The 21529-nt window shown below is 53.0% G+C and carries 18 protein-coding genes and 1 tRNA gene; 11 read left to right on the forward strand and 8 right to left on the reverse strand.

What is annotated here, in order from left to right:
• Positions 1-120: 120 nt before the first annotated feature.
• On the forward strand, positions 121-180 hold the full coding sequence (gene ibsE, locus HEM79_RS21485) for a type I toxin-antitoxin system Ibs family toxin (protein ID WP_001387082.1): 60 nt from the start codon (positions 121-123) through the stop codon (positions 178-180).
• Positions 181-299: 119 nt separating this feature from the next.
• On the opposite strand, the gene hldE is transcribed toward ibsE, so the two are convergent.
• Genes hldE through ygiF form a run of 3 tightly spaced genes read right to left on the reverse strand, consistent with a single transcriptional unit; the run spans position 300 to position 5945 of the window.
• On the reverse strand, positions 300-1733 hold the full coding sequence (hldE, locus tag HEM79_RS21490; protein ID WP_000869188.1) for a bifunctional D-glycero-beta-D-manno-heptose-7-phosphate kinase/D-glycero-beta-D-manno-heptose 1-phosphate adenylyltransferase HldE: 1434 nt from the start codon (positions 1731-1733) through the stop codon (positions 300-302).
• A gap of 47 nt (positions 1734-1780) precedes the next feature.
• A complete protein-coding gene (glnE, locus tag HEM79_RS21495) occupies positions 1781-4621 on the reverse strand; it encodes a bifunctional [glutamate--ammonia ligase]-adenylyl-L-tyrosine phosphorylase/[glutamate--ammonia-ligase] adenylyltransferase (protein WP_176241729.1) in 2841 nt (946 codons plus the stop codon).
• 22 nt (positions 4622-4643) lie between these two features.
• On the reverse strand, positions 4644-5945 hold the full coding sequence (ygiF, locus tag HEM79_RS21500) for an inorganic triphosphatase (RefSeq protein ID WP_176241730.1): 1302 nt from the start codon (positions 5943-5945) through the stop codon (positions 4644-4646).
• Positions 5946-6186: 241 nt separating this feature from the next.
• On the opposite strand from ygiF, the gene HEM79_RS21505 reads away from it, so the two are divergent.
• Together HEM79_RS21505 and cca are read left to right on the forward strand one after the other, a co-directional pair.
• Positions 6187-6807, forward strand: a complete 621-nt coding sequence (locus HEM79_RS21505; protein WP_001125317.1) for a TIGR04211 family SH3 domain-containing protein — start codon at positions 6187-6189, stop codon at positions 6805-6807.
• A gap of 63 nt (positions 6808-6870) precedes the next feature.
• Positions 6871-8109 carry a fused tRNA nucleotidyltransferase/2',3'-cyclic phosphodiesterase/2' nucleotidase/phosphatase Cca gene (cca, locus tag HEM79_RS21510; RefSeq protein WP_176241731.1) on the forward strand — a complete coding sequence of 413 codons (1239 nt, stop codon included), beginning with the start codon at positions 6871-6873 and terminating at the stop codon, positions 8107-8109.
• Between the two features lie 151 nt (positions 8110-8260).
• Here cca and bacA read toward each other — a convergent pair whose 3' ends face one another.
• Positions 8261-9082, reverse strand: a complete 822-nt coding sequence (gene bacA / locus HEM79_RS21515; RefSeq protein ID WP_001305111.1) for an undecaprenyl-diphosphate phosphatase — start codon at positions 9080-9082, stop codon at positions 8261-8263.
• A 90-nt stretch (positions 9083-9172) separates the two neighbouring features.
• Entirely contained in the window at positions 9173-9541 is a 369-nt protein-coding gene (gene folB / locus HEM79_RS21520) for a bifunctional dihydroneopterin aldolase/7,8-dihydroneopterin epimerase (protein ID WP_001295541.1), read from the reverse strand.
• Between the two features lie 104 nt (positions 9542-9645).
• Here folB and plsY point away from each other — a divergent pair, with 104 nt between their 5' ends.
• Complete coding sequence (gene plsY / locus HEM79_RS21525; protein ID WP_001272793.1) at positions 9646-10263, forward strand: glycerol-3-phosphate 1-O-acyltransferase PlsY; 618 nt, start codon at positions 9646-9648, stop codon at positions 10261-10263.
• Positions 10264-10275: 12 nt separating this feature from the next.
• Here plsY and ttdR read toward each other — a convergent pair whose 3' ends face one another.
• A complete protein-coding gene (gene ttdR, locus HEM79_RS21530) occupies positions 10276-11208 on the reverse strand; it encodes an L-tartrate utilization transcriptional activator TtdR (protein WP_000935208.1) in 933 nt (310 codons plus the stop codon).
• 205 nt (positions 11209-11413) lie between these two features.
• Here ttdR and ttdA point away from each other — a divergent pair, with 205 nt between their 5' ends.
• The 3 genes from ttdA to ttdT are packed head-to-tail and all read left to right on the forward strand — an operon-like array spanning position 11414 to position 14439.
• Positions 11414-12325: a L(+)-tartrate dehydratase subunit alpha gene (gene ttdA / locus HEM79_RS21535; protein WP_105286387.1), complete on the forward strand. Its 912-nt coding sequence runs from the start codon at positions 11414-11416 to the stop codon at positions 12323-12325.
• The gene (ttdB, locus tag HEM79_RS21540; protein ID WP_000722957.1) at positions 12322-12927 is read left to right on the forward strand and encodes a L(+)-tartrate dehydratase subunit beta; all 606 of its coding nucleotides are present in this window, start codon (positions 12322-12324) and stop codon (positions 12925-12927) included. The genes ttdA and ttdB overlap by 4 nt, the downstream gene beginning before the upstream one ends.
• Positions 12928-12975: 48 nt before the next feature.
• A complete protein-coding gene (ttdT, locus tag HEM79_RS21545; protein WP_021551444.1) occupies positions 12976-14439 on the forward strand; it encodes an L-tartrate/succinate antiporter in 1464 nt (487 codons plus the stop codon).
• A gap of 42 nt (positions 14440-14481) precedes the next feature.
• On the opposite strand, the gene tsaD is transcribed toward ttdT, so the two are convergent.
• On the reverse strand, positions 14482-15495 hold the full coding sequence (gene tsaD / locus HEM79_RS21550) for a tRNA (adenosine(37)-N6)-threonylcarbamoyltransferase complex transferase subunit TsaD (RefSeq protein WP_027661956.1): 1014 nt from the start codon (positions 15493-15495) through the stop codon (positions 14482-14484).
• A 237-nt stretch (positions 15496-15732) separates the two neighbouring features.
• Here tsaD and rpsU point away from each other — a divergent pair, with 237 nt between their 5' ends.
• From rpsU to rpoD, 3 genes are all read left to right on the forward strand, one after another.
• A complete protein-coding gene (gene rpsU, locus HEM79_RS21555; RefSeq protein WP_001144069.1) occupies positions 15733-15948 on the forward strand; it encodes a 30S ribosomal protein S21 in 216 nt (71 codons plus the stop codon).
• Positions 15949-16058: 110 nt separating this feature from the next.
• On the forward strand, positions 16059-17804 hold the full coding sequence (dnaG, locus tag HEM79_RS21560) for a DNA primase (protein ID WP_176241732.1): 1746 nt from the start codon (positions 16059-16061) through the stop codon (positions 17802-17804).
• A gap of 194 nt (positions 17805-17998) precedes the next feature.
• The gene (gene rpoD, locus HEM79_RS21565; RefSeq protein WP_000437367.1) at positions 17999-19840 is read left to right on the forward strand and encodes an RNA polymerase sigma factor RpoD; all 1842 of its coding nucleotides are present in this window, start codon (positions 17999-18001) and stop codon (positions 19838-19840) included.
• A 284-nt stretch (positions 19841-20124) separates the two neighbouring features.
• Here rpoD and mug read toward each other — a convergent pair whose 3' ends face one another.
• A complete protein-coding gene (gene mug, locus HEM79_RS21570) occupies positions 20125-20631 on the reverse strand; it encodes a G/U mismatch-specific DNA glycosylase (protein ID WP_016159751.1) in 507 nt (168 codons plus the stop codon).
• 125 nt (positions 20632-20756) lie between these two features.
• Here mug and HEM79_RS21575 point away from each other — a divergent pair.
• Positions 20757-20832 (forward strand) — tRNA-Ile (locus HEM79_RS21575).
• Positions 20833-21529 lie beyond the last annotated feature (697 nt).

Here is a 21529-nt window from a genome sequence, read left to right on the forward strand (position 1 = left end):
AAAACTGCATCAGGGAAAGCATTGCGCAGGGTCTGATGCTCATCAACAATCGGGGGGTCAGTAAGGGGCTGAAACGGGAAAGCCCCTCCCGAGGAAGGGGCCTTATAGAAGGAAAGGGTTATGATGAAGTTCGTCATCATACTGGTTGTGTTGTTACTGTTAAGTTTCCCGACTTACTAACAACTCATCAGAGGGGGGAGAAATCCTCCCTTACCCTTGTTCCTTTACTTTAGGTTGAAAAAACAACAGCGTCAATAGGCCTGCCAGGTGCGAAACGAGATCTGTGAACCGCTTTCCGGTTAGCCTTTTTTATCCTGTTGGATCTTCTTGATGATATTGGTCGTCGAGCAACCGTCTTCAAAGTTGAGCACCAGCACTTCACCGCCGTTGGCCCAGACTTCTTCACTCCCGGCGATCTCTTCCGGTTTATAGTCGCCGCCTTTCACCAGCAGATCTGGCAAGATGCCGGCGATCAGGCGCTGCGGCGTGTCTTCTTCAAACGACACCACCCAGTCGACCGCTTCCAGTGCGCCCAGCACAATCATACGCTGTTCGAGCGGGTTAACCGGACGAGAATCCCCTTTCAGTCGTTTGGTGGAAGCATCGCTGTTCACTGCGACAATCAGACGGTCACCCAGTTTGCGGGCGTTTGCCAGATAAGATACGTGCCCGGCATGTAGGATGTCGAAGACACCGTTGGTCATCACCACTTTTTCACCGCGTTTACGCGCCGCCGCTACAGCCAGCTTCAGCTCCTCTTCGGTCATCACACCAAAGCCGGTATCTGCACGTCCACGCACCGCGTTTTCCAGCTCAATCGGCGAAACCGTGGAGGTTCCCAGTTTGCCAACCACCACGCCTGCCGCCGCATTGGCAAAGAAGCAGGCTTCTTCCAGCGAATTACCCGCTGCCAGCGTTGCCGCCAGGACGCCAATTACCGTGTCGCCCGCACCGGTAACGTCATACACTTCCTGCGCCTGGGTTGGCATATGCAGCGGCGCTTTACCCGGTTGCAGCAGGGTCATGCCTTGTTCGGAGCGGGTCACCAACAGAGCCGAGAGTTCGTAATCGGCAATCAGTTTCATGCCGCGCTCAACAATCTCTTCTTCGGTCTTACATTTACCGACAACAGCTTCAAATTCTGACAGATTCGGCGTTAGCAGCGTAGCGCCACGATAACGTTCAAAATCGGTGCCTTTTGGATCAATCAGCACCGGAACACCCGCCTTACGCGCCAGTTGGATCATCTGCTGCACGCTTGCCAGCGCACCTTTGGCGTAGTCAGAAAGCACCAGCGCGCCAATCGAACTCAGCGCCTGATTAATCCGCTCGTGCAGCGGCTGCGGATCAACGCCTTCGAAACCTTCTTCGAAATCCAGACGGATCAGCTGCTGGTTGCGGGAAAGCACCCGCAGTTTGGTGATGGTTGGATGCGTCGGTACAGAAACGAAGTCGCATTTTACGTTGACGTCCGCCAGTGATTTACTCAGCGCGCGCGCCGCATCATCAATACCGGTCAGTCCGACCAGGCGAGCGTTAGCACCAAGAGAAGCAATGTTCATCGCCACGTTGGCTGCTCCACCGGGACGTTCTTCAATGGTATTGACTTTAACCACAGGCACCGGCGCTTCCGGCGAGATACGGCTGGTGGGACCGTACCAGTAACGATCCAGCATCACATCACCAACCACCATCACTCCTGCACGTTCAAACTCTGGCAGCGTTACTTTCATTCCTGTCTCCTGAGAGATTCAAAATTTGCGCGCGATAATATCACACTTCATTCCTCCACCAGCCACTTCTGCCAGCTTGCCCGCACCAGTTCACGCTCTGCGGTGAAGCACTCCTCCGACACATGACCCGGTAATTCCTGTAACGCCAGATGATGAAGTTCATCGCGCAGCGTAGTATAAGCCCGGGTCAGCGCCATCGCTTCCTGCTCTTCCATAATGTCGTTTTGTGCCAGCAGTTCCAGAATGCGTACGTTGTCTGACCAGCGCGTTAACTTCGGTTTTTCATGAGCGTAGCGCAACACCAGATATTGAGTAATAAATTCGATATCGGTAATTCCGCCTTCATCAGCTTTGATATCAAAGCGATCGCGATGTTTATTGCCGAGATGAGCGCGCATTTTCTCACGCATTTCCCGTACTTCCGTTTGCAGAGTTTTACTTTCACGCGGCAGCATCATAATTTCCCGACGCACCGCGTCAAAGTGCGCAGTGAGCTGTGGATCGCCATATACCACACGCGCACGCACCAGCGCCTGATGCTCCCACGTCCAGGCCTCGTTTTTCTGATAATCGGCAAACGCTTCTGCGGATGTCACCAGCATTCCCGCTGCCCCGGACGGACGCAGCCGCGCATCCACTTCGTACAAAATGCCGGAAGAAGTGCGCGTACTAAACAGATGCATAATGCGTTGCGCCAGACGCAGATAAAATTGCCGCCCGTCGATTTCCCGCTCGCCGTCGGTCATCACATCCATTGGGCAATCATGGAGGAAGATAAGGTCAAGATCGGAACTGTAACCTAACTCCCAACCGCCCAGCTTGCCATAACCGACTACCGCAAAACCACGGCCTTCGCGTTCGTTTAAGTGATTCGGCTTACCGTAGCGGGCGACCATTTGAACCCACGCCTGCTGAACGACAGCATCTATCATTGCTTCCGCCAGCCAGGTTAAGTGATCGCTCACTTTCATCACCGGTAGCGTACCGGCGATATCCGCTGCCGCAATGCGTAACAGTTGCGCCTGTTTAAACTGGCGTAGCGCCTCAAGCTGTTGTTCTTCGTCATCTTCCGGCACGCGCAGCAAATACTGGCGCAACTCATCACGGTAAGCATCGGTCGCCGTCGGTTGGTAGAGGGTATTTGGATCGAGCAGTTCATCCAGCAATAATGGATAACGCGCCAGTTGGCTGGCAATCATCGGCGATGCGGCACACAGAGAAATCAAATGCTTAAGTGCCGCCGGAAATTCACTAAGCAACTCAAGATAAGTGGTGCGGGTAACAATCCCCACCAGCAAGGCGGTAATGCGCGACAGCGTAACGGCAGCGTCTTCACGCACACAGACATCACTTAGCAAATGTGGCATCAGATGGTCGAGCACCTGACGCCCGCGAGGCCCAATGGTGCGTTTATCCAACTCTTTGCGGAAATCGGCAATCAGCGTTAGCACATGTTTGCGATCATCTTCGCTAAGATGCGCCAGCACCGGCGTAGTGTCATCTTCCTGCAACGCATCCTGCCACAACTCACGCCACTGTTCCGACAGCGACTCTTCCTGAGTTTCACTTTCGTCGTCGCCAATCAGTTCATTAAACACCCGACGCACATTTGTCATATGTCCGGTCAGTGCCCCGGTCAGTTGCGGCCAGTCAGCGAAATCCATTGCCCACGCCAGCCGCGCACGGTTAAGCTCATCGGCGGGAAGCGTCTGGGTTTGTTCGTCGTTAATGCTTTGCAGCAGGTTTTCCAGACGCCGCAGGAACAGATATGCCACTCGCAATTGTTCGGCGTCATTTTCAGAAAGCAGATGCAATGCGGCAATGGCGCTGAGTGTCGGCAGTAAAGAGCGCGATTGCAGCGACGGTTCACGTCCGCCGCGAATGAGCTGGAACACCTGGACGATAAATTCAATTTCACGAATGCCGCCTGCGCCGAGTTTGATATTGTCGGTCAAACCGCGTCGACGCACTTCACGGGCAATCATTCCTTTCATGTTGCGCAGCGACTGAATCACGCTGAAATCGATGTAACGGCGGAAAACAAACGGGCGCAGCATTGAACGCAATTCGTTAGCATAGACGCCATCGCTATCGCCCATAATCCGCGCCTTGACCATCGCGTAACGCTCCCAGTCGCGCCCCTGTTCCTGGTAATAATCTTCCAGCGCCGCAAAGCTCAGCACCAGCGGGCCACTTTCACCAAACGGACGCAGACGCATATCCACGCGATAGACAAAGCCATCTTGCGTCGGTTGATCCAGCACTTTAATCAGCCGCTGACCCATACGAGTAAAAAACTGCGCGTTATCCAGTTCCCGGCGTCCACCCTGCGTACAACCATGTTCCGGCCAGGCAAAAATCAGATCGATATCTGAGGAGAAATTCAGCTCCCCGCCACCCAGCTTTCCCATACCTAAAATCAGCAGCGGTTGCGCTTCGCCCTGCGTATTGCACGGCGTTCCCCACTCACGACAGCAGGCTTCATACAGCCAGTCGCGCGCCGCGACAATCAGCGTCTCCGCCAGATGGCTAAGCTGCTGCAAAATGCTCTCTTCAGTAACCAGCGCCAGAGTTTGCGCCCAGGCGATGCGCACCATAATGCGCCGCCGGAACAAACGCAGCTCGCGCATTAAACTAACTTCATCGCTTACATCACTGAGCGCCTTCTGCAACCATGCAGCGTAATGCTGCCATTCGTCGGCCTGCGGCGGCTGGCTTTCCAGTTCCGTTAGCCACTCTGGATGCGCAATTACGCTGTCCTGCATAAAATCACTAAAAGTAAGTACTGACTTCGCCTGTGAGCTAAGTGATTCCTCGGCTAAAGGCGCTGGCAGCCGCTCAACAACGGTCTGCCAGTACTGCTGTAACGGTGAAGAGAGCGGCTTCATAAGCGATTTTATCCTTGCCTGATTAACGTTTTCCGCTGTGCAACCAGAACGGTTCCTGATTGTTTGCCTCATTACGGAAATGTTCAATTTCAATGCGTTGCCCGGTCGCAATGGCGTGACGCAGTCCCTGCCAGTTCTCCAGCCAGGCTTGCGCAACGAGAGGATCGTAGTAACCCGCCAGCAACAGTATTGAGTCAATGTCACGCGTCAGACGCGGTAACTGGTCACGGTAGCGATCGCCCAACGGTTGGCAAAAAACGCTTTTCAGTTCAGCAGCATGGCGGGAAAGATGGATATCGGCAAAGCGTTTAAAGGAATCGCTCATTTTGTCCTGCGCTTTGGCATCTAAAAACGGCTGCCAGGCTTTGCTGACCAGCCACTCAGTCAACGCCAGTTTCGCCATTGCCGTTTCGGTAGAGTAGACCGCCGTCACGGCAGAAACTGCAGAAGCAATCGTCGCTTCACATTGGGTCAACAGGTCACGTAAGTGAGTGCTCGCTTTCCTTGGCACAATACCACCGAACAGCATCAGCGTATGGCGAACAAGGCCGATGGCTGCCAGCACCTGCTCTTTCGCCGCATCGTTGCCGCGCACCCACAGCTCTTCATGATATTGCCATTGCGCTAACGCCAGCTCGAGCGCCGCTTCCAGCCCCTGTTCCACATCGGCTTTTGCCGCAACATGCAAAATGGTGGTCGGTTTGATTTCACGCGCCGGATTGCCCTGCGCCAGATGATAGCCACGCGCCGCTTTGCTCAGGCTGCCCTGGCGTAATCCGGTTTGCGATACCAGTTGGTTCGCCAGTTTCAGCACCGCGCGCGTTTCACCGCTAAGCAGCTCCAGTTCCAGCTCACAGATAGGTTCAGCAAATTCACCCGCTTTCACCTCGCCCTGATCGAGAGCGATTTCAATCTGGCTGCCATCGACCTCCACCAGCCATTTTTCGCGATAAAAATCGGTGCTGAACAGCGGCTGCACGCGGGACGCGAGATCGGCAGGTAACTCACCGTTTGGCCAGACTTCCGTCGGTAACTGCGCCAGATCGAGCGTCGGTTCACTCAATGCCACGTTATATTCCGGGCGCTGGTGCAATCCGCCTGTTACCCGTCCGGCAACTTTCATGGTCATCTCATAGCGACCGTTTTCGCCACGAATACGCAGCCCCATGTCGTGCCCACGCAGCCAGTTATCCGGCGTTTCGTAGTAAATGTTCAGTAACTGCACGGGATCATGGTGCTCGCCGCCCAGCGTATTGAGATGGTCACGCAACGCCTCAACGGCACTGTGATTAACAATAAACTTTAATTCGATTTCCTGAGCCATGGCCTTTACTTATCGGTTATGTCACATAAGTGACGATGAACGGCGAACTAAATGCGATCTTTTTTGTCAGTAGATAGTATTTTGCGCCAAATTGCCATGCAACGAGCATTTTGACGGGCGTAAAAGTTTGAGACAGTGGCAAAACCTGACACAGAGGATTCTGATTGATACCGAATGCTTTGCGCAGCAACACTGATGCCACTACTATCGTTCCACTTTCCATGACAATAACGACAGCCTGATGCCAAAATTACGCCTGATCGCACTAACTTTACTCGCGCTTAGCGCCACTGCCGTCTCTCACGCGGAAGAAAAACGCTATGTTTCTGACGAACTGAACACCTGGGTTCGCAGTGGTCCGGGAGATCATTATCGCCTCGTGGGCACCGTGAACGCCGGTGAAGAAGTGACATTATTACAAACTGACGCCAACACCAATTATGCCCAGGTGAAAGACAGCTCCGGCCGTACCGCCTGGATCCCGTTGAAACAACTGAGCACTGAGCCAAGCCTGCGCTCCCGCGTGCCAGATCTGGAAAATCAGGTCAGAACCCTGACCGATAAGCTCACCAATATCGATAACACCTGGAATCAGCGCACCGCAGAAATGCAGCAAAAAGTGGCGCAGAGCGACAGTGTGATCAACGGGTTAAAAGAAGAAAATCAGAAGCTGAAAAACGAACTGATTGTCGCGCAGAAAAAAGTCGATGCCGCCAGCGTTCAGCTGGATGACAAACAGCGCACCATCATCATGCAGTGGTTTATGTATGGCGGCGGTGTGCTGGGACTTGGCTTGCTGCTCGGTCTGGTATTGCCGCACCTGATCCCAACGCGCAAACGTAAAGATCGCTGGATGAACTAAATCGCCTTCTTCGTTGCACTGTCTTATTATTAGGAATTGTGTATTTGACGAAGGGATGATGGCGTGAAGATTTTTCTGGTCGGTGGTGCGGTTCGGGATGCATTGTTAGGGCTACCGGTCAAAGACAGAGATTGGGTGGTGGTCGGCAGTACGCCACAGGAGATGCTCGACGCGGGCTACCAGCAGGTAGGCCGCGATTTTCCCGTTTTTTTGCATCCGCAAACCCATGAAGAGTATGCACTGGCACGTACCGAACGGAAATCCGGCTCCGGTTATACCGGTTTTACCTGCTATGCCGCGCCGGATGTCACACTGGAAGATGATCTTAAGCGTCGCGATCTGACCATCAATGCACTGGCTCAGGATGATAACGGCAAGATTATCGACCCGTACAACGGCCTGGGCGATCTGCAAAATCGTCTGTTGCGCCATGTTTCCCCCGCCTTTGACGAAGATCCGCTACGCGTATTGCGCGTAGCGCGTTTTGCTGCGCGTTATGCCCACCTTGGTTTTCGTATTGCCGATGAAACGATGACGTTGATGCGTGAGATGACTCATGCAGGCGAACTCGAACACCTGACGCCCGAACGCGTGTGGAAAGAGACTGAAAGCGCCCTCACCACACGCAATCCGCAAGTTTTCTTCCAGGTATTGCGTGATTGCGGCGCACTACGCGTTTTATTCCCGGAGATCGACGCGTTGTTTGGTGTCCCCGCTCCGGCGAAATGGCACCCGGAAATCGACACTGGTATTCACACCTTAATGACGCTCTCCATGGCAGCGATGCTGAGTCCGCAGGTCGATGTCCGTTTCGCAACGTTATGCCACGATCTCGGTAAAGGGCTGACTCCACCAGAACTGTGGCCGCGTCATCATGGTCACGGTCCGGCGGGTGTGAAGTTAGTAGAACAACTATGTCAGCGTCTGCGGGTGCCAAATGAAATTCGCGATTTAGCCAAACTGGTGGCTGAGTTTCACGATCTCATCCACACCTTCCCAATGCTGAACCCAAAAACCATCGTCAAATTGTTTGATTCCATCGATGCCTGGCGTAAACCGCAGCGTGTCGAGCAACTGGCGCTGACCAGCGAGGCCGACGTGCGCGGTAGAACCGGCTTTGAAGCGGCTGATTACCCGCAAGGGCGCTGGTTACGTGAAGCGTGGGAAGTGGCGCAGTCAGTACCGACAAAAGCGGTCGTTGAAGCGGGATTTAAAGGCGTGGAGATTCGCGAAGAGTTGACCCGACGCCGGATTGCGGCGGTAGCCAGCTGGAAGGAACAACGTTGCCCAAAACCTGAATGAGTATAAAACTAAACGTTAGCGCGAACTGTCCCCTCGCCCCTCTGGGGAGAGGGTTAGGGTGAGGGGAACAGGCCAGTACCAGAGCGAACAATTACCCTCACCCCGGCCCTCTCCCTAAAAGGGCGAGGGAGAAAACCGGGCCTGCTCCGAATCAAAAGAACACAACGTACACCGCAGCCGCCACAATAAAGCGATAAATGGCGAACGGGATAAACGAAATGCGCTTAATCAATTGCAGGAAGGTTTTAATCGCTATCAGCGCCACCACAAAAGCGGTGATAAACCCAACGGCAAACATCGGGATATCGCCGGTTGTCAGGAAGCCCCAGCTTTTGTAGAGATCGAGCGCCGTTGCGCCCATCATCATCGGCACCGCCAGCAGGAACGAGAACTCAGAAGCGGCGTAACGGCTCACGCCCATCAGCATCCCGCCGGAAATAGTTGCCCCAGAGCGGGAGAAACCCGGCCACAGCGCCAGACACTGGAAACAGCCAATCATAAACGCCTGACGATAGGTCATATCATCCAGACCCGGCGCACGCGGCTCTTTCGGTTTCAGGCATTCAGCGGCAATCAGCAACAGACCGCCGACGACCAGCGCATACATCACATTTATAGGGTTAAACAACGACTTAATCGTATCGTGGAATAAAAGTCCCAACACCACCGCCGGGATCATCCCCAGCAAAATGTGGATCAGCGTTAACCGACCTTTGCTTTCTCCTTCGTGCTGCAACGGACGCCCAAAGTGAATGCCAATCAGGCCAAACAGACGCCGCCAGAACATCACTACCACAGCCAGAATTGATCCTAACTGGATCACGACTTCAAAGGTTTTCGCCGTGTCGCCCTCAAACCCCAACAAGTGACCGACAATAATCATATGGCCCGTGCTGGATACCGGCAGAAATTCTGTCAATCCTTCGACCACACCCAATATTGCCGCTATCAGCAGCGAGTGCATATCGCTCATCAATAAACCCCTAAATTATTAAAATGTACCGCTTGTCCGAACTACTGCAGTATGACCAGGTTATAACCGTTTGGTTTAACAGCTGTAAAATTAATTATTTTCTTTCAGATTATTGCCACGCTCAATGATTACGCCAACATTCGCCGCCCGCGCCACTGCGCCTGGCTTGCTGAGTTTGATACGCACCCACGGCGAGTTAAAGCGTGCTAACAGCAGTTCCGCCACCTCTTCCGCCACGCGTTCCACCAGCGCAAAACGCGCGCCCTCGACGTGGCTGACCACCGTTTCTGCAATGTCAGCGTAGCTGAGACAATCCGCCACATCATCGCTTTTCGCCGCTTTACGGTTATCCCACGCCATTTCGATATCGAACACTAACTTCTGTTCGATGGTCTGTTCCCAGTCGTAAACACCAATAGTGGTGATTACCGAAAGTTGCTCTATAAATACAATATCCATCACGTCCTGCCTGCTTTTTGGCTAACCGGATACCACTTCCGGCGAAATGTGCGTATTATCCACAGATTCATCGTTGAACACGAATTTTCAAAACGGAACAGCTTATGAGTGCAATCGCGCCTGGAATGATCCTCATCGCGTACCTCTGCGGCTCCATTTCCAGTGCCATTCTGGTTTGCCGCTTGTGTGGGCTGCCCGATCCGCGAACCAGCGGCTCCGGCAATCCCGGCGCAACCAATGTGTTACGTATCGGTGGTAAGGGAGCAGCCGTAGCAGTGCTGATTTTCGACGTTCTGAAAGGAATGTTGCCCGTCTGGGGCGCGTATGAATTAGGCGTCAGCCCCTTCTGGCTAGGGCTGATTGCGATTGCCGCCTGTCTTGGGCATATCTGGCCGGTTTTCTTCGGTTTTAAAGGTGGAAAAGGCGTTGCCACCGCTTTTGGTGCAATCGCCCCGATAGGCTGGGATTTAACGGGCGTGATGGCGGGAACCTGGCTGTTAACCATTTTGCTCAGCGGTTATTCGTCGCTGGGAGCGATTGTCAGCGCACTGATTGCCCCGTTTTATGTCTGGTGGTTTAAGCCACAATTTACCTTCCCGGTTTCTATGCTCTCTTGCCTCATCCTGCTGCGTCATCATGACAACATCCAGCGTCTGTGGCGTCGCCAGGAGACAAAAATCTGGACGAAATTCAAAAGAAAGCGCGAAAAAGATCCCGAGTAATTTCTGGCAGGTTTACAAAACCTGATAGCCTTCATCGGGCTTGCCCAGTCGTTGCTGGCACCACGCCGCCAGAAACTCTACGCAGACGCGCAACTTCATACTGCGATAGAGTGGCTCCCGATAGACAGCCCAGATATTGGCGCTTTGTGCATATTCCGGCAATACTCGCACCAGTTTGCCACTCTCCAGAAACGGCAGCACATCCCATTCGGAACGCAGCATAATCCCTTTCCCTTCCAGCGCCCATTGCAGCACTATCTCACCGCTGTTGGAGGAAAGGTGCCCGCTGACTTTCACCGATTTTTTCTCCTGACCGTTCCCCAACTCCCATATTCCGTGGGTCATATCGCGCTCTTTAGTCACCAGGCAGTCATGACGACTTAATTCCTGTAAGGATTGTGGCTGGGGATATTTTTGCAGATACTCAGGTGCTGCGCATAATATTCTTTTATTTTTCGTCAAAAGATGCGCGATATAATAATCAGGGATTTCATCATTAATACGAATATCCAGATCAATATTATCCTGCACTAAATCAATTTGCCGATCAAACAATTCAAAATGCACCTGTAATTCAGGGTAATTGCGCATCAGTTCAGTAATTGCTGGCGCAATATGGCTGCGACCAAAACCAAAACTACAGCCAATACGAATCATCCCCTCCGGGCGCGTTTTGATTTGCGTGACGTCATCGACCAGTCGCTGATATTGGGTGAGGATTTCCAGCGCATGTTCGTAACAACGTTGGCCACTTTCAGTCAGCGCCACGCCGCGAGCGGAGCGGTTAAGCAGCGTCGTTGCCAGCGTGTTTTCAAGGATTTGGATTCGTTTGGTGACAAAAGCGGGCGTCTGCCCAAGCGTCGCCGCTGCGGCACTAAAACTGCCGCTATGGACGATTTCTACCAGTACCTGCAAGTCTTTGGCTAAAGGCCAGCTATTCAGCATCGTTAATTATCCGCAATTTTGACTGGCTCAGTGTATTTCGCAAAACATTCCCATTCCCTGCTCTGGCGCAATATTCATTCTTATTTTCGTGTTGATTCACGAACTGTTAATTACATATTCACGGCGGTAAGAAATATAAAACCATATTTTTAGTGGTAGTTTGTGGTGGTGAATTTTTCCAGACAAATAGAAAACTGGAGTTGCCATGATGAGCGAATGTAATAAACAACAGGCAGTAAATAAGTTGACGGATATTGTCGCTAACTTTACCGCCATGATTTCTACCCGGATGCCCGATGACGTGGTGGATAAACTAAAACAGCTTCGGGACGCCGAAACGTCGTCGATGGGGAAAATCATCTACCACACAATGTTCGATAACATGCAAAAAGCGATCGACCTGAATCGCCCGGCCTGTCAGGACACCGGCGAAATCATGTTTTTTGTTAAGGTCGGTTCCCGTTTCCCGCTGCTTGGCGAGCTGCAAAGCATTCTTCAGCAAGCCGTGGAAGAGGCGACAGTCAAAGCGCCACTGCGCCACAACGCGGTGGAAATTTTTGACGAAGTGAACACCGGCAAAAATACCGGTAGCGGCGTACCGTGGGTTACCTGGGATATCGTCCCCGACGGTGACGACGCGGAAATTGAAGTTTACATGGCTGGCGGCGGCTGCACGCTACCTGGCCGCTCGAAAGTGTTAATGCCATCGGAAGGCTACGAAGGCGTGGTGAAATTCGTCTTCGAAAATATCTCCACCCTCGCCGTAAACGCCTGTCCACCGGTACTGGTAGGTGTAGGCATCGCCACCTCGGTGGAAACCGCCGCAGTGCTCTCACGTAAAGCCATTTTGCGCCCAATTGGCAGCCGCCATCCCAATCCAAAAGCGGCAGAGCTGGAGCTACGCCTGGAGGAAGGACTCAACCGTCTGGGGATTGGTCCACAAGGGCTGACTGGCAACAGTTCAGTGATGGGCGTGCATATCGAATCTGCCGCTCGCCATCCCTCTACCATCGGCGTCGCTGTCTCTACCGGCTGCTGGGCGCATCGTCGCGGCACGCTGCTGGTTCATGCCGATCTCACCTTTGAAAATCTGTCTCACACCCGGAGCGCGTTATGAAAAAGATCCTGACAACCCCGATCAAAGCTGAAGATCTGCAAGATATTCGCGTCGGCGATGTGATCTACCTGACCGGTACGCTGGTGACTTGCCGCGACGTTTGTCACCGCCGCTTGATCGAACTGAAACGTCCGATCCCTTACGATCTCAACGGCAAAGCGATTTTCCACGCAGGCCCCATCGTGCGCAAAAACGGCGACAAATGGGAGATGGTCTCCGTCGGCCCGACAACCAGTATGCGTATGGAAAGTTTTGAACGTGAATTCATTGAACAGACCGGCGTGAAACTGGTGGTCGGTAAAGGCGGAATGGGGCCGCTGACCGAAGAAGGTTGCCAGAAATTCAAGGCGCTGCATGTAATTTTTCCGGCAGGCTGCGCGGTACTGGCGGCGACCCAGGTGGAAGAGATTGAAGAGGTGCACTGGACAGAACTCGGGATGCCGGAGTCACTGTGGGTCTGCCGGGTCAAAGAGTTCGGCCCGCTGATTGTCTCTATTGATACCCACGGAAACAACCTGATAGCCGAAAACAAAAAGCTGTTCGCCGAACGCCGCGATCCCATCGTGGAAGAGATTTGCGAGCACGTCCACTACATCAAATAACCCTCCCGGAGAGGCTCACCCCCTCTCCTTTTTCGCAGGCATAACACGATGAAACCTTCCACTGAATGGTGGCGATATCTCGCACCGCTGGCGGTCATCGCCATTATTGCTCTACTTCCGGTTCCCGCAGGGCTGGAGAGTCATACCTGGCTCTACTTTGCGGTTTTTACCGGCGTGATCGTTGGGCTGATCCTCGAACCCGTGCCGGGTGCCGTGGTGGCGATGGTGGGTATCTCCATCATCGCCATTCTCTCGCCATGGCTGCTGTTTAGCCCCGAACAGCTCGCCCAGCCAGGCTTTAAATTCACCGCAAAATCCCTCTCCTGGGCGGTTTCCGGTTTTTCTAATTCGGTTATCTGGCTGATTTTCGCCGCCTTTATGTTTGGCACTGGCTATGAAAAAACCGGTCTTGGACGCCGTATCGCGCTGATTCTGGTGAAAAAGATGGGGCATCGCACACTGTTTCTCGGCTATGCGGTGATGTTCTCCGAGCTGATCCTGGCACCTGTAACACCTTCCAACTCAGCGCGCGGTGCGGGGATTATCTATCCCATCATCCGTAACCTGCCGCCGCTCTATCAATCACAGCCGAACGACAGCAGTTCACGCAGCATTGGCTCATACATCATGTGGATGGGGATTGTTGCCGACTGCGTGACCAGCGCCATTTTCCTGACGGCGATGGCACCTAACCTGCTGTTAATTGGACTGATGAAAAGCGCAACTCACGCCACGCTGAGTTGGGGCGACTGGTTCCTCGGTATGTTACCGCTCAGTATCTTACTGGTTCTGCTGGTTCCCTGGCTGGCTTACGTGCTGTACCCACCGGTATTGAAGTCTGGCGATCAGGTGCCGCGCTGGGCAGAGACGGAACTGCAAGCGATGGGGCCACTCTGTTCACGTGAAAAACGGATGCTGGGGCTGATGGTGGGCGCGCTAGTGCTGTGGATTTTCGGCGGTGATTATATCGATGCTGCGATGGTCGGTTACAGCGTGGTGGCACTGATGCTACTTCTGCGTATTATCTGCTGGGACGATATTGTCAGTAATAAAGCGGCGTGGAACGTTTTCTTCTGGCTGGCCTCGCTTATCACCCTCGCCACCGGACTCAACAACACCGGTTTTATTAGCTGGTTTGGCAAACTGTTAGCAGGCAGCTTAAGCGGTTATTCGCCGACGATGGTGATGGTGGCGTTGATTGTGGTGTTTTATCTTCTGCGCTACTTCTTTGCCAGCGCCACGGCGTATACTTCCGCTCTCGCGCCAATGATGATTGCCGCCGCGCTGGCGATGCCGGAAATCCCGCTGCCGGTGTTCTGCCTGATGGTTGGCGCGGCAATTGGTCTGGGGAGCATTCTTACGCCATACGCCACCGGACCCAGTCCGATTTACTACGGCAGTGGTTATCTGCCAACGGTGGATTACTGGCGACTGGGGGCGATTTTTGGGCTGATATTCCTCGTGTTGCTGGTGATTACCGGCTTACTGTGGATGCCCGTGGTGTTGCTTTAAGTGAGGACGGTGCCGGAAGTGACTCTCCGGCACCCGAGAGTTTTACGCAGCCGGTAACTCTGCCAGCGGCCAGCGCGGACGCACGCTAACGCCGAGATCCGCCGTCGCGCCTGCTTTAAACCGCACCATTCCGGCATAGGCGATCATCGCACCGTTATCGGTACAAAATTCCGGGCGCGCGTAGAACACTTCGCCGCGACGCTTTTTCATCATTTCCGCAAGTTTCGCCCGCAGAGTGCGGTTAGCACTCACGCCACCTGCCATGACCAGCCGCTTGAATCCGGTCTGATCCAGCGCACGCTTACATTTAATCATCAGCGTATCGACCACCGCATCTTCAAAGGCGCGGGCAATATCGGCACGCGTCTGGTCGTCGGTGCCGTTGTCACGAATCGTGTTCGCGGCGAAGGTTTTCAGGCCGGAGAAGCTGAAATCCAGCCCCGGACGGTCGGTCATCGGGCGTGGGAAGACAAAGCGCCCGGCTGTACCCTGCGCCGCCATTTTCGACAACAGCGGCCCGCCTGGATAATCCTGCCCCAGCAGCTTCGCGGTTTTATCAAACGCTTCACCAGCGGCATCATCAATGGACTCGCCGAGCAGCTCATACTGACCAATGCCGGTAACACTGATTAACTGCGTATGACCGCCAGAAACCAGCAATGCGACAAACGGAAATTCCGGCGGGTTATCTTCCAGCATCGGCGCTAACAGATGCCCTTCCATATGGTGCACCGGGATCGCCGGAACGTTCCAGGCAAACGCCAGAGAACGCCCCACGGTCGCGCCAACCAGCAGCGCGCCGACTAATCCTGGGCCTGCGGTATAGGCCACGGCATCAATATCTTTTGCCGTCAAACCAGACTCTTTCAGCGCCGCCTGGATCAACGGTACGGTTTTACGCACGTGATCGCGGGAGGCCAGTTCAGGCACCACGCCGCCGTAGTCAGCGTGTAATTTCACCTGACTATACAATTGGTTGGCTAACAAACCTTTTTCATCGTCGTAAATGGCGATGCCGGTTTCATCGCAGGAAGTTTCAATACCCAGTACACGCATGACTTGTTTTACCTCGCTTTATTACCGCGCAGTGTAGGACCAATGCGGGTTGATGTAAAACTTTGTTCGCCCCTGGAGAAAGCCTCGTGTATACTCCTCACCCTTATAAAAGTCCCTTTCAAAAGAGGTCGCGGTGCTTTACAAAGCAGCAGCAATTGCAGTAAAATTCCGCACCATTTTGAAATAAGCTGGCGTTGATGCCAGCGGCAAACCGAATTAATCAAAGGTGAGAGGCACATGCCGGTAATTAAAGTACGTGAAAACGAGCCGTTCGACGTAGCTCTGCGTCGCTTCAAGCGTTCCTGCGAAAAAGCAGGTGTTCTGGCGGAAGTTCGTCGTCGTGAGTTCTATGAAAAACCGACTACCGAACGTAAGCGCGCTAAAGCTTCTGCAGTGAAACGTCACGCGAAGAAACTGGCTCGCGAAAACGCACGCCGCACTCGTCTGTACTAATTCCCTGAGAGCGTTGCTCTCCGATCAGACCGAGTTGTAGTTGTAAGGCCGTGCTTCCGAAAGGAATGCGCGGCTTATTTTCGTTTATGAATTGCTAAAAATCGGGGCCTATGGCTGGACGAATCCCACGCGTATTCATTAATGATCTGCTGGCGCGCACTGACATCGTCGATCTGATCGATGCCCGTGTGAAGCTGAAAAAGCAGGGCAAGAATTTTCACGCGTGTTGTCCATTCCACAACGAGAAAACCCCGTCATTCACCGTTAACGGTGAGAAACAGTTTTACCACTGCTTTGGATGTGGCGCGCACGGCAACGCGATCGACTTCCTGATGAACTACGACAAGCTCGAGTTCGTCGAAACGGTCGAAGAGCTGGCGGCAATGCACAATCTTGAAGTGCCATTTGAAGCAGGCAGCGGCCCCAGCCAGATAGAGCGCCATCAACGGCAAACGCTTTATCAGTTGATGGACGGTCTGAATACGTTTTACCAACAATCTTTACAACAACCTGTTGCCACATCTGCGCGCCAGTATCTGGAAAAACGCGGATTAAGCCACGAGGTCATCGCCCGCTTTGCGATTGGTTTTGCGCCCCCCGGTTGGGACAACGTCCTGAAACGGTTTGGCGGCAATCCAGAAAATCGCCAGTCATTGATTGATGCGGGCATGTTGGTCACCAACGATCAGGGTCGCAGTTACGATCGTTTCCGCGAGCGGGTGATGTTCCCTATTCGCGATAAACGCGGTCGGGTGATTGGTTTTGGTGGGCGCGTGCTGGGCAACGATACCCCAAAATACCTGAACTCGCCGGAAACCGATATTTTCCATAAAGGCCGCCAGCTTTACGGTCTTTATGAAGCACAGCAGGATAACGCTGAACCCCAGCGTCTGTTGGTGGTCGAAGGCTATATGGACGTGGTGGCGCTGGCGCAATACGGTATTAATTACGCCGTTGCATCGCTGGGTACGTCAACCACTGCCGATCACATTCAGTTGTTGTTCCGTGCGACCAACAATGTCATTTGCTGTTATGACGGCGACCGTGCAGGTCGCGATGCCGCCTGGCGGGCGCTGGAAACTGCGCTGCCTTATATGACAGACGGCCGTCAGTTACGCTTTATGTTTTTACCGGATGGCGAAGACCCAGACACACTGGTGCGCAAAGAGGGTAAAGAGGCGTTTGAAGCGCGAATGGAGCAGGCAATGCCGCTCTCCGCGTTTCTATTTAACAGCCTGATGCCGCAGGTTGATCTGAGTACTCCTGACGGGCGTGCACGTTTAAGTACGCTGGCGCTGCCGCTGATTTCTCAGGTGCCAGGAGAAACGCTGCGCATCTATCTTCGTCAGGAATTAGGCAACAAGTTAGGCATCCTTGATGACAGCCAGCTTGAACGATTAATGCCGAAAGCCGCAGAGAACGGCGTTTCTCGTCCTGTTCCGCAGCTAAAACGCACGACCATGCGTATACTTATAGGGTTGCTGGTGCAAAATCCAGAATTAGCGACGTTAGTCCCGCCGCTTGAAAATCTGGATCAAAATAAGCTCCCTGGACTTGGCTTATTCAGAGAACTGGTCAACACTTGTCTCTCTCAGCCAGGTCTGACCACCGGGCAACTTTTAGAGCACTATCGTGGTACAAATAATGCTGCCACCCTTGAAAAACTGTCGATGTGGGACGATATAGCAGATAGGAATATTGCTGAGCAAACCTTCACCGACTCACTCAACCATATGTTTGATTCGCTGCTTGAACTGCGCCAGGAAGAGTTAATTGCTCGCGAGCGCACTCACGGTTTAAGTAACGAAGAACGGCTGGAACTCTGGACATTAAACCAGGAACTGGCGAAAAAGTGATTTAACGGCTTAAGTGCCGAATAGCGATCGGGAAGCCCCCGACAGCCGCACTGAGAGGCAGCGGCAATGATATAAGTACGCCCTCGTAATTATCGTTGGCGGTAAACAACCGTTGGATTTCAGTATTAACGTCTGAATGATATCCGGTCAATCGCCCAACACCAACCTCATGAAATAAGTGTGGATACCGTCTTATGGAGCAAAACCCGCAGTCACAGCTGAAACTTCTTGTCACCCGTGGTAAGGAGCAAGGCTATCTGACCTATGCCGAGGTCAATGACCATCTGCCGGAAGATATCGTCGATTCCGATCAGATCGAAGACATCATCCAAATGATCAATGACATGGGCATTCAGGTGATGGAAGAAGCGCCGGATGCCGATGACCTGATGCTGGCTGAAAACACAGCAGACGAAGATGCTGCCGAAGCCGCCGCGCAGGTGCTTTCCAGCGTGGAATCTGAAATCGGGCGTACGACTGACCCGGTACGCATGTACATGCGTGAAATGGGCACCGTTGAACTGTTGACCCGCGAAGGCGAAATTGACATCGCTAAACGCATCGAAGACGGGATCAACCAGGTTCAATGCTCCGTTGCTGAATATCCGGAAGCGATCACCTATCTGCTGGAACAGTACGATCGTGTTGAAGCAGAAGAAGCGCGTCTGTCCGATCTGATCACCGGCTTTGTTGACCCGAACGCAGAAGAAGATCTGGCACCAACCGCCACTCACGTCGGTTCTGAGCTTTCCCAGGAAGATCTGGACGATGACGAAGATGAAGACGAAGAAGATGCCGACGACGACAGTGCCGACGATGACAACAGCATCGACCCGGAACTGGCTCGTGAAAAATTTGCTGAACTGCGCGCTCAGTACGTTGTAACGCGTGACACCATCAAAGCGAAAGGCCGCAGCCACGCTGCTGCTCAGGAAGAGATCCTGAAACTGTCTGAAGTATTCAAACAGTTCCGCCTGGTGCCGAAGCAGTTTGACTACCTGGTCAACAGTATGCGCGTCATGATGGATCGCGTTCGTACACAAGAACGTCTGATCATGAAGCTCTGCGTTGAGCAGTGCAAAATGCCGAAGAAAAACTTCATCACCCTGTTTACCGGCAACGAAACCAGCGATACCTGGTTCAACGCGGCAATTGCGATGAACAAGCCGTGGTCGGAAAAACTGCACGATGTCTCTGAAGAAGTGCATCGCGCCCTGCAGAAACTGCAGCAGATTGAAGAAGAAACCGGCCTGACCATTGAGCAGGTTAAAGACATTAACCGTCGCATGTCCATCGGTGAAGCGAAAGCCCGCCGTGCGAAGAAAGAGATGGTTGAAGCGAACTTACGTCTGGTTATTTCTATCGCTAAGAAATACACCAACCGTGGCTTGCAGTTCCTCGATCTGATTCAGGAAGGCAACATCGGTCTGATGAAAGCGGTTGATAAATTCGAATACCGTCGTGGTTACAAGTTCTCCACCTACGCAACCTGGTGGATCCGTCAGGCGATCACCCGCTCTATCGCGGATCAGGCGCGCACCATCCGTATTCCGGTGCATATGATTGAGACTATCAACAAGCTCAACCGTATTTCTCGCCAGATGCTGCAAGAAATGGGTCGTGAACCGACGCCGGAAGAACTGGCTGAACGTATGCTGATGCCGGAAGACAAAATCCGCAAAGTGCTGAAGATCGCCAAAGAGCCAATCTCCATGGAAACGCCGATCGGTGATGATGAAGATTCGCATCTGGGGGATTTCATCGAGGATACCACCCTCGAACTGCCGCTGGATTCTGCGACCACCGAAAGCCTGCGTGCGGCAACGCACGACGTGCTTGCTGGTCTGACCGCGCGTGAAGCGAAAGTTCTGCGTATGCGTTTCGGTATTGATATGAACACCGACCACACGCTGGAAGAAGTAGGTAAACAGTTCGACGTTACCCGTGAACGTATCCGTCAGATCGAAGCGAAGGCGCTGCGTAAACTGCGTCACCCGAGCCGTTCTGAAGTGCTGCGTAGCTTCCTGGACGATTAATCGGTAGGCCGGATAGGCGTTACGCCGCACCCGGCACTAGTCCCTCTGCACAAACGCCACCTTTTCGGTGGCGTTTTTGTATGGAGGCAAAGCCAAGCATGCGCACGGACGGTCCCCTCGCCCCTTCGGGGAGAGGGTTAGGGTGAGGGGAACAGGCCAGCGTCGGTGCGAATAATTACCCTCACCCCGGCCCTCTCCCTAACAGGGCGAGGGGGAAAACCACGCCCGTAGTGACCATTAAGCGAGCTTGTCAGCAATCAAACGCCACCTTTTCGGTGGCGTTTTTATCGCCCACGCACCACCAGCGCCTGATCCAGTTCCCGATACGCCTCAACCAGTTTCTCCAGTGAAACGCGACTTAAACCGCTGGGATTCGGCAACACCCAAATCTGCGTCGAACCAATAGTGAGCGTTTGTTTTCCCCACTGCGCCCCACGCTGGCTGAATCCTTGCTCAAACGCCTGTTTCCCCAGAATCGCCAACGCTTGTGGTTGGTAATCTTCAATTTTTTCAATCAGCTTACGCCCGCCTGCGTGCAGCTCCTGCTTTGAAACTTCATTGGCTTGCACCGTTGGACGATCTACCAGTTTGGTAACGCCGCAACGATAATCCAGCAGATGCTGCGCTTCCTGCGGCTTCAACTGACGGTCGGTAAATCCGGCCTGATAAATCACCTTCCAGAAGCGATTTGCCGGATGGGCAAACGGAAAGCCAGACTCTGCGGAAGAAAGACCCGGATTGATGCCACAAAACACCACACGCAATCCTGGCGCAAGAATATCGTCAACCATATTAACTCCTGAACAACACAACTCGCAGGAAGTATAACGAATTGAAAACACATTGTTTATAAAAACAGCAGCCGCGCGCTAATGGCTGGATTGCAGCACGGAGTTACTTTATAATCCGCTACCATGGCCCCTTAGCTCAGTGGTTAGAGCAGGCGACTCATAATCGCTTGGTCGCTGGTTCAAGTCCAGCAGGGGCCACCAGATTTCAATGAATTACAGATGTATCCAAACTATCTTGCTTTACCAGGATACTTATAGGATACCTCTGAGAAGTATTAACAAGTAAGAATTGGCTCATGCCTACAGAACAGTTGGGTCGTAGCAGCCGTTCACCTGCGAACAAGAAAGTGCTACGGGTCTGAACTTTTGCCCCCAACTCTCCAAGAGACCGGCAAAAACCCTGACGGAGGTATCAATGGATACTTTAAGAAAGGGCTCAGACCTGCTGTCTGCACGTGTGATTGCCGTTACAGGTTTAATCGCAGCACTTGGCAATTTAGGTCTATGCCCAATAGCCGTAGTGCTAGTATGTATAGCTTTAGTTATCATGCTGAAGTAATGACAGCGTAACAAGCTCGGCCCAGCTTTCGCTGGGCCTCCCATTTCTACCTCCCAAAATCTATTAGAAACAATAAGCCACTAAAGAAAGAGCTTTTGCTGGCTACAATACTCACATACAAACAATTTTTATTTTTCGCGGGCGTAAAAAAACGATGGGGCTGGCAGTCCGGAAGACGTCAGGGTACAGAGATTTGACCCGCCCCTCCCTGTGCATGGGCACAATAAGTAACCGAAGGCGGAATTCCGCCCTCGGTGCTCACATATGAGAAACGATATTTCTTACACCGATACCCTTTATTTGGGTATCGCGAGTAAGCCCCAAAATCTGGGTGTTACT

Source organism: Escherichia sp. 93.0816 (assembly GCF_013368855.2).
Lineage (GTDB): Bacteria > Pseudomonadota > Gammaproteobacteria > Enterobacterales > Enterobacteriaceae > Escherichia > Escherichia ruysiae.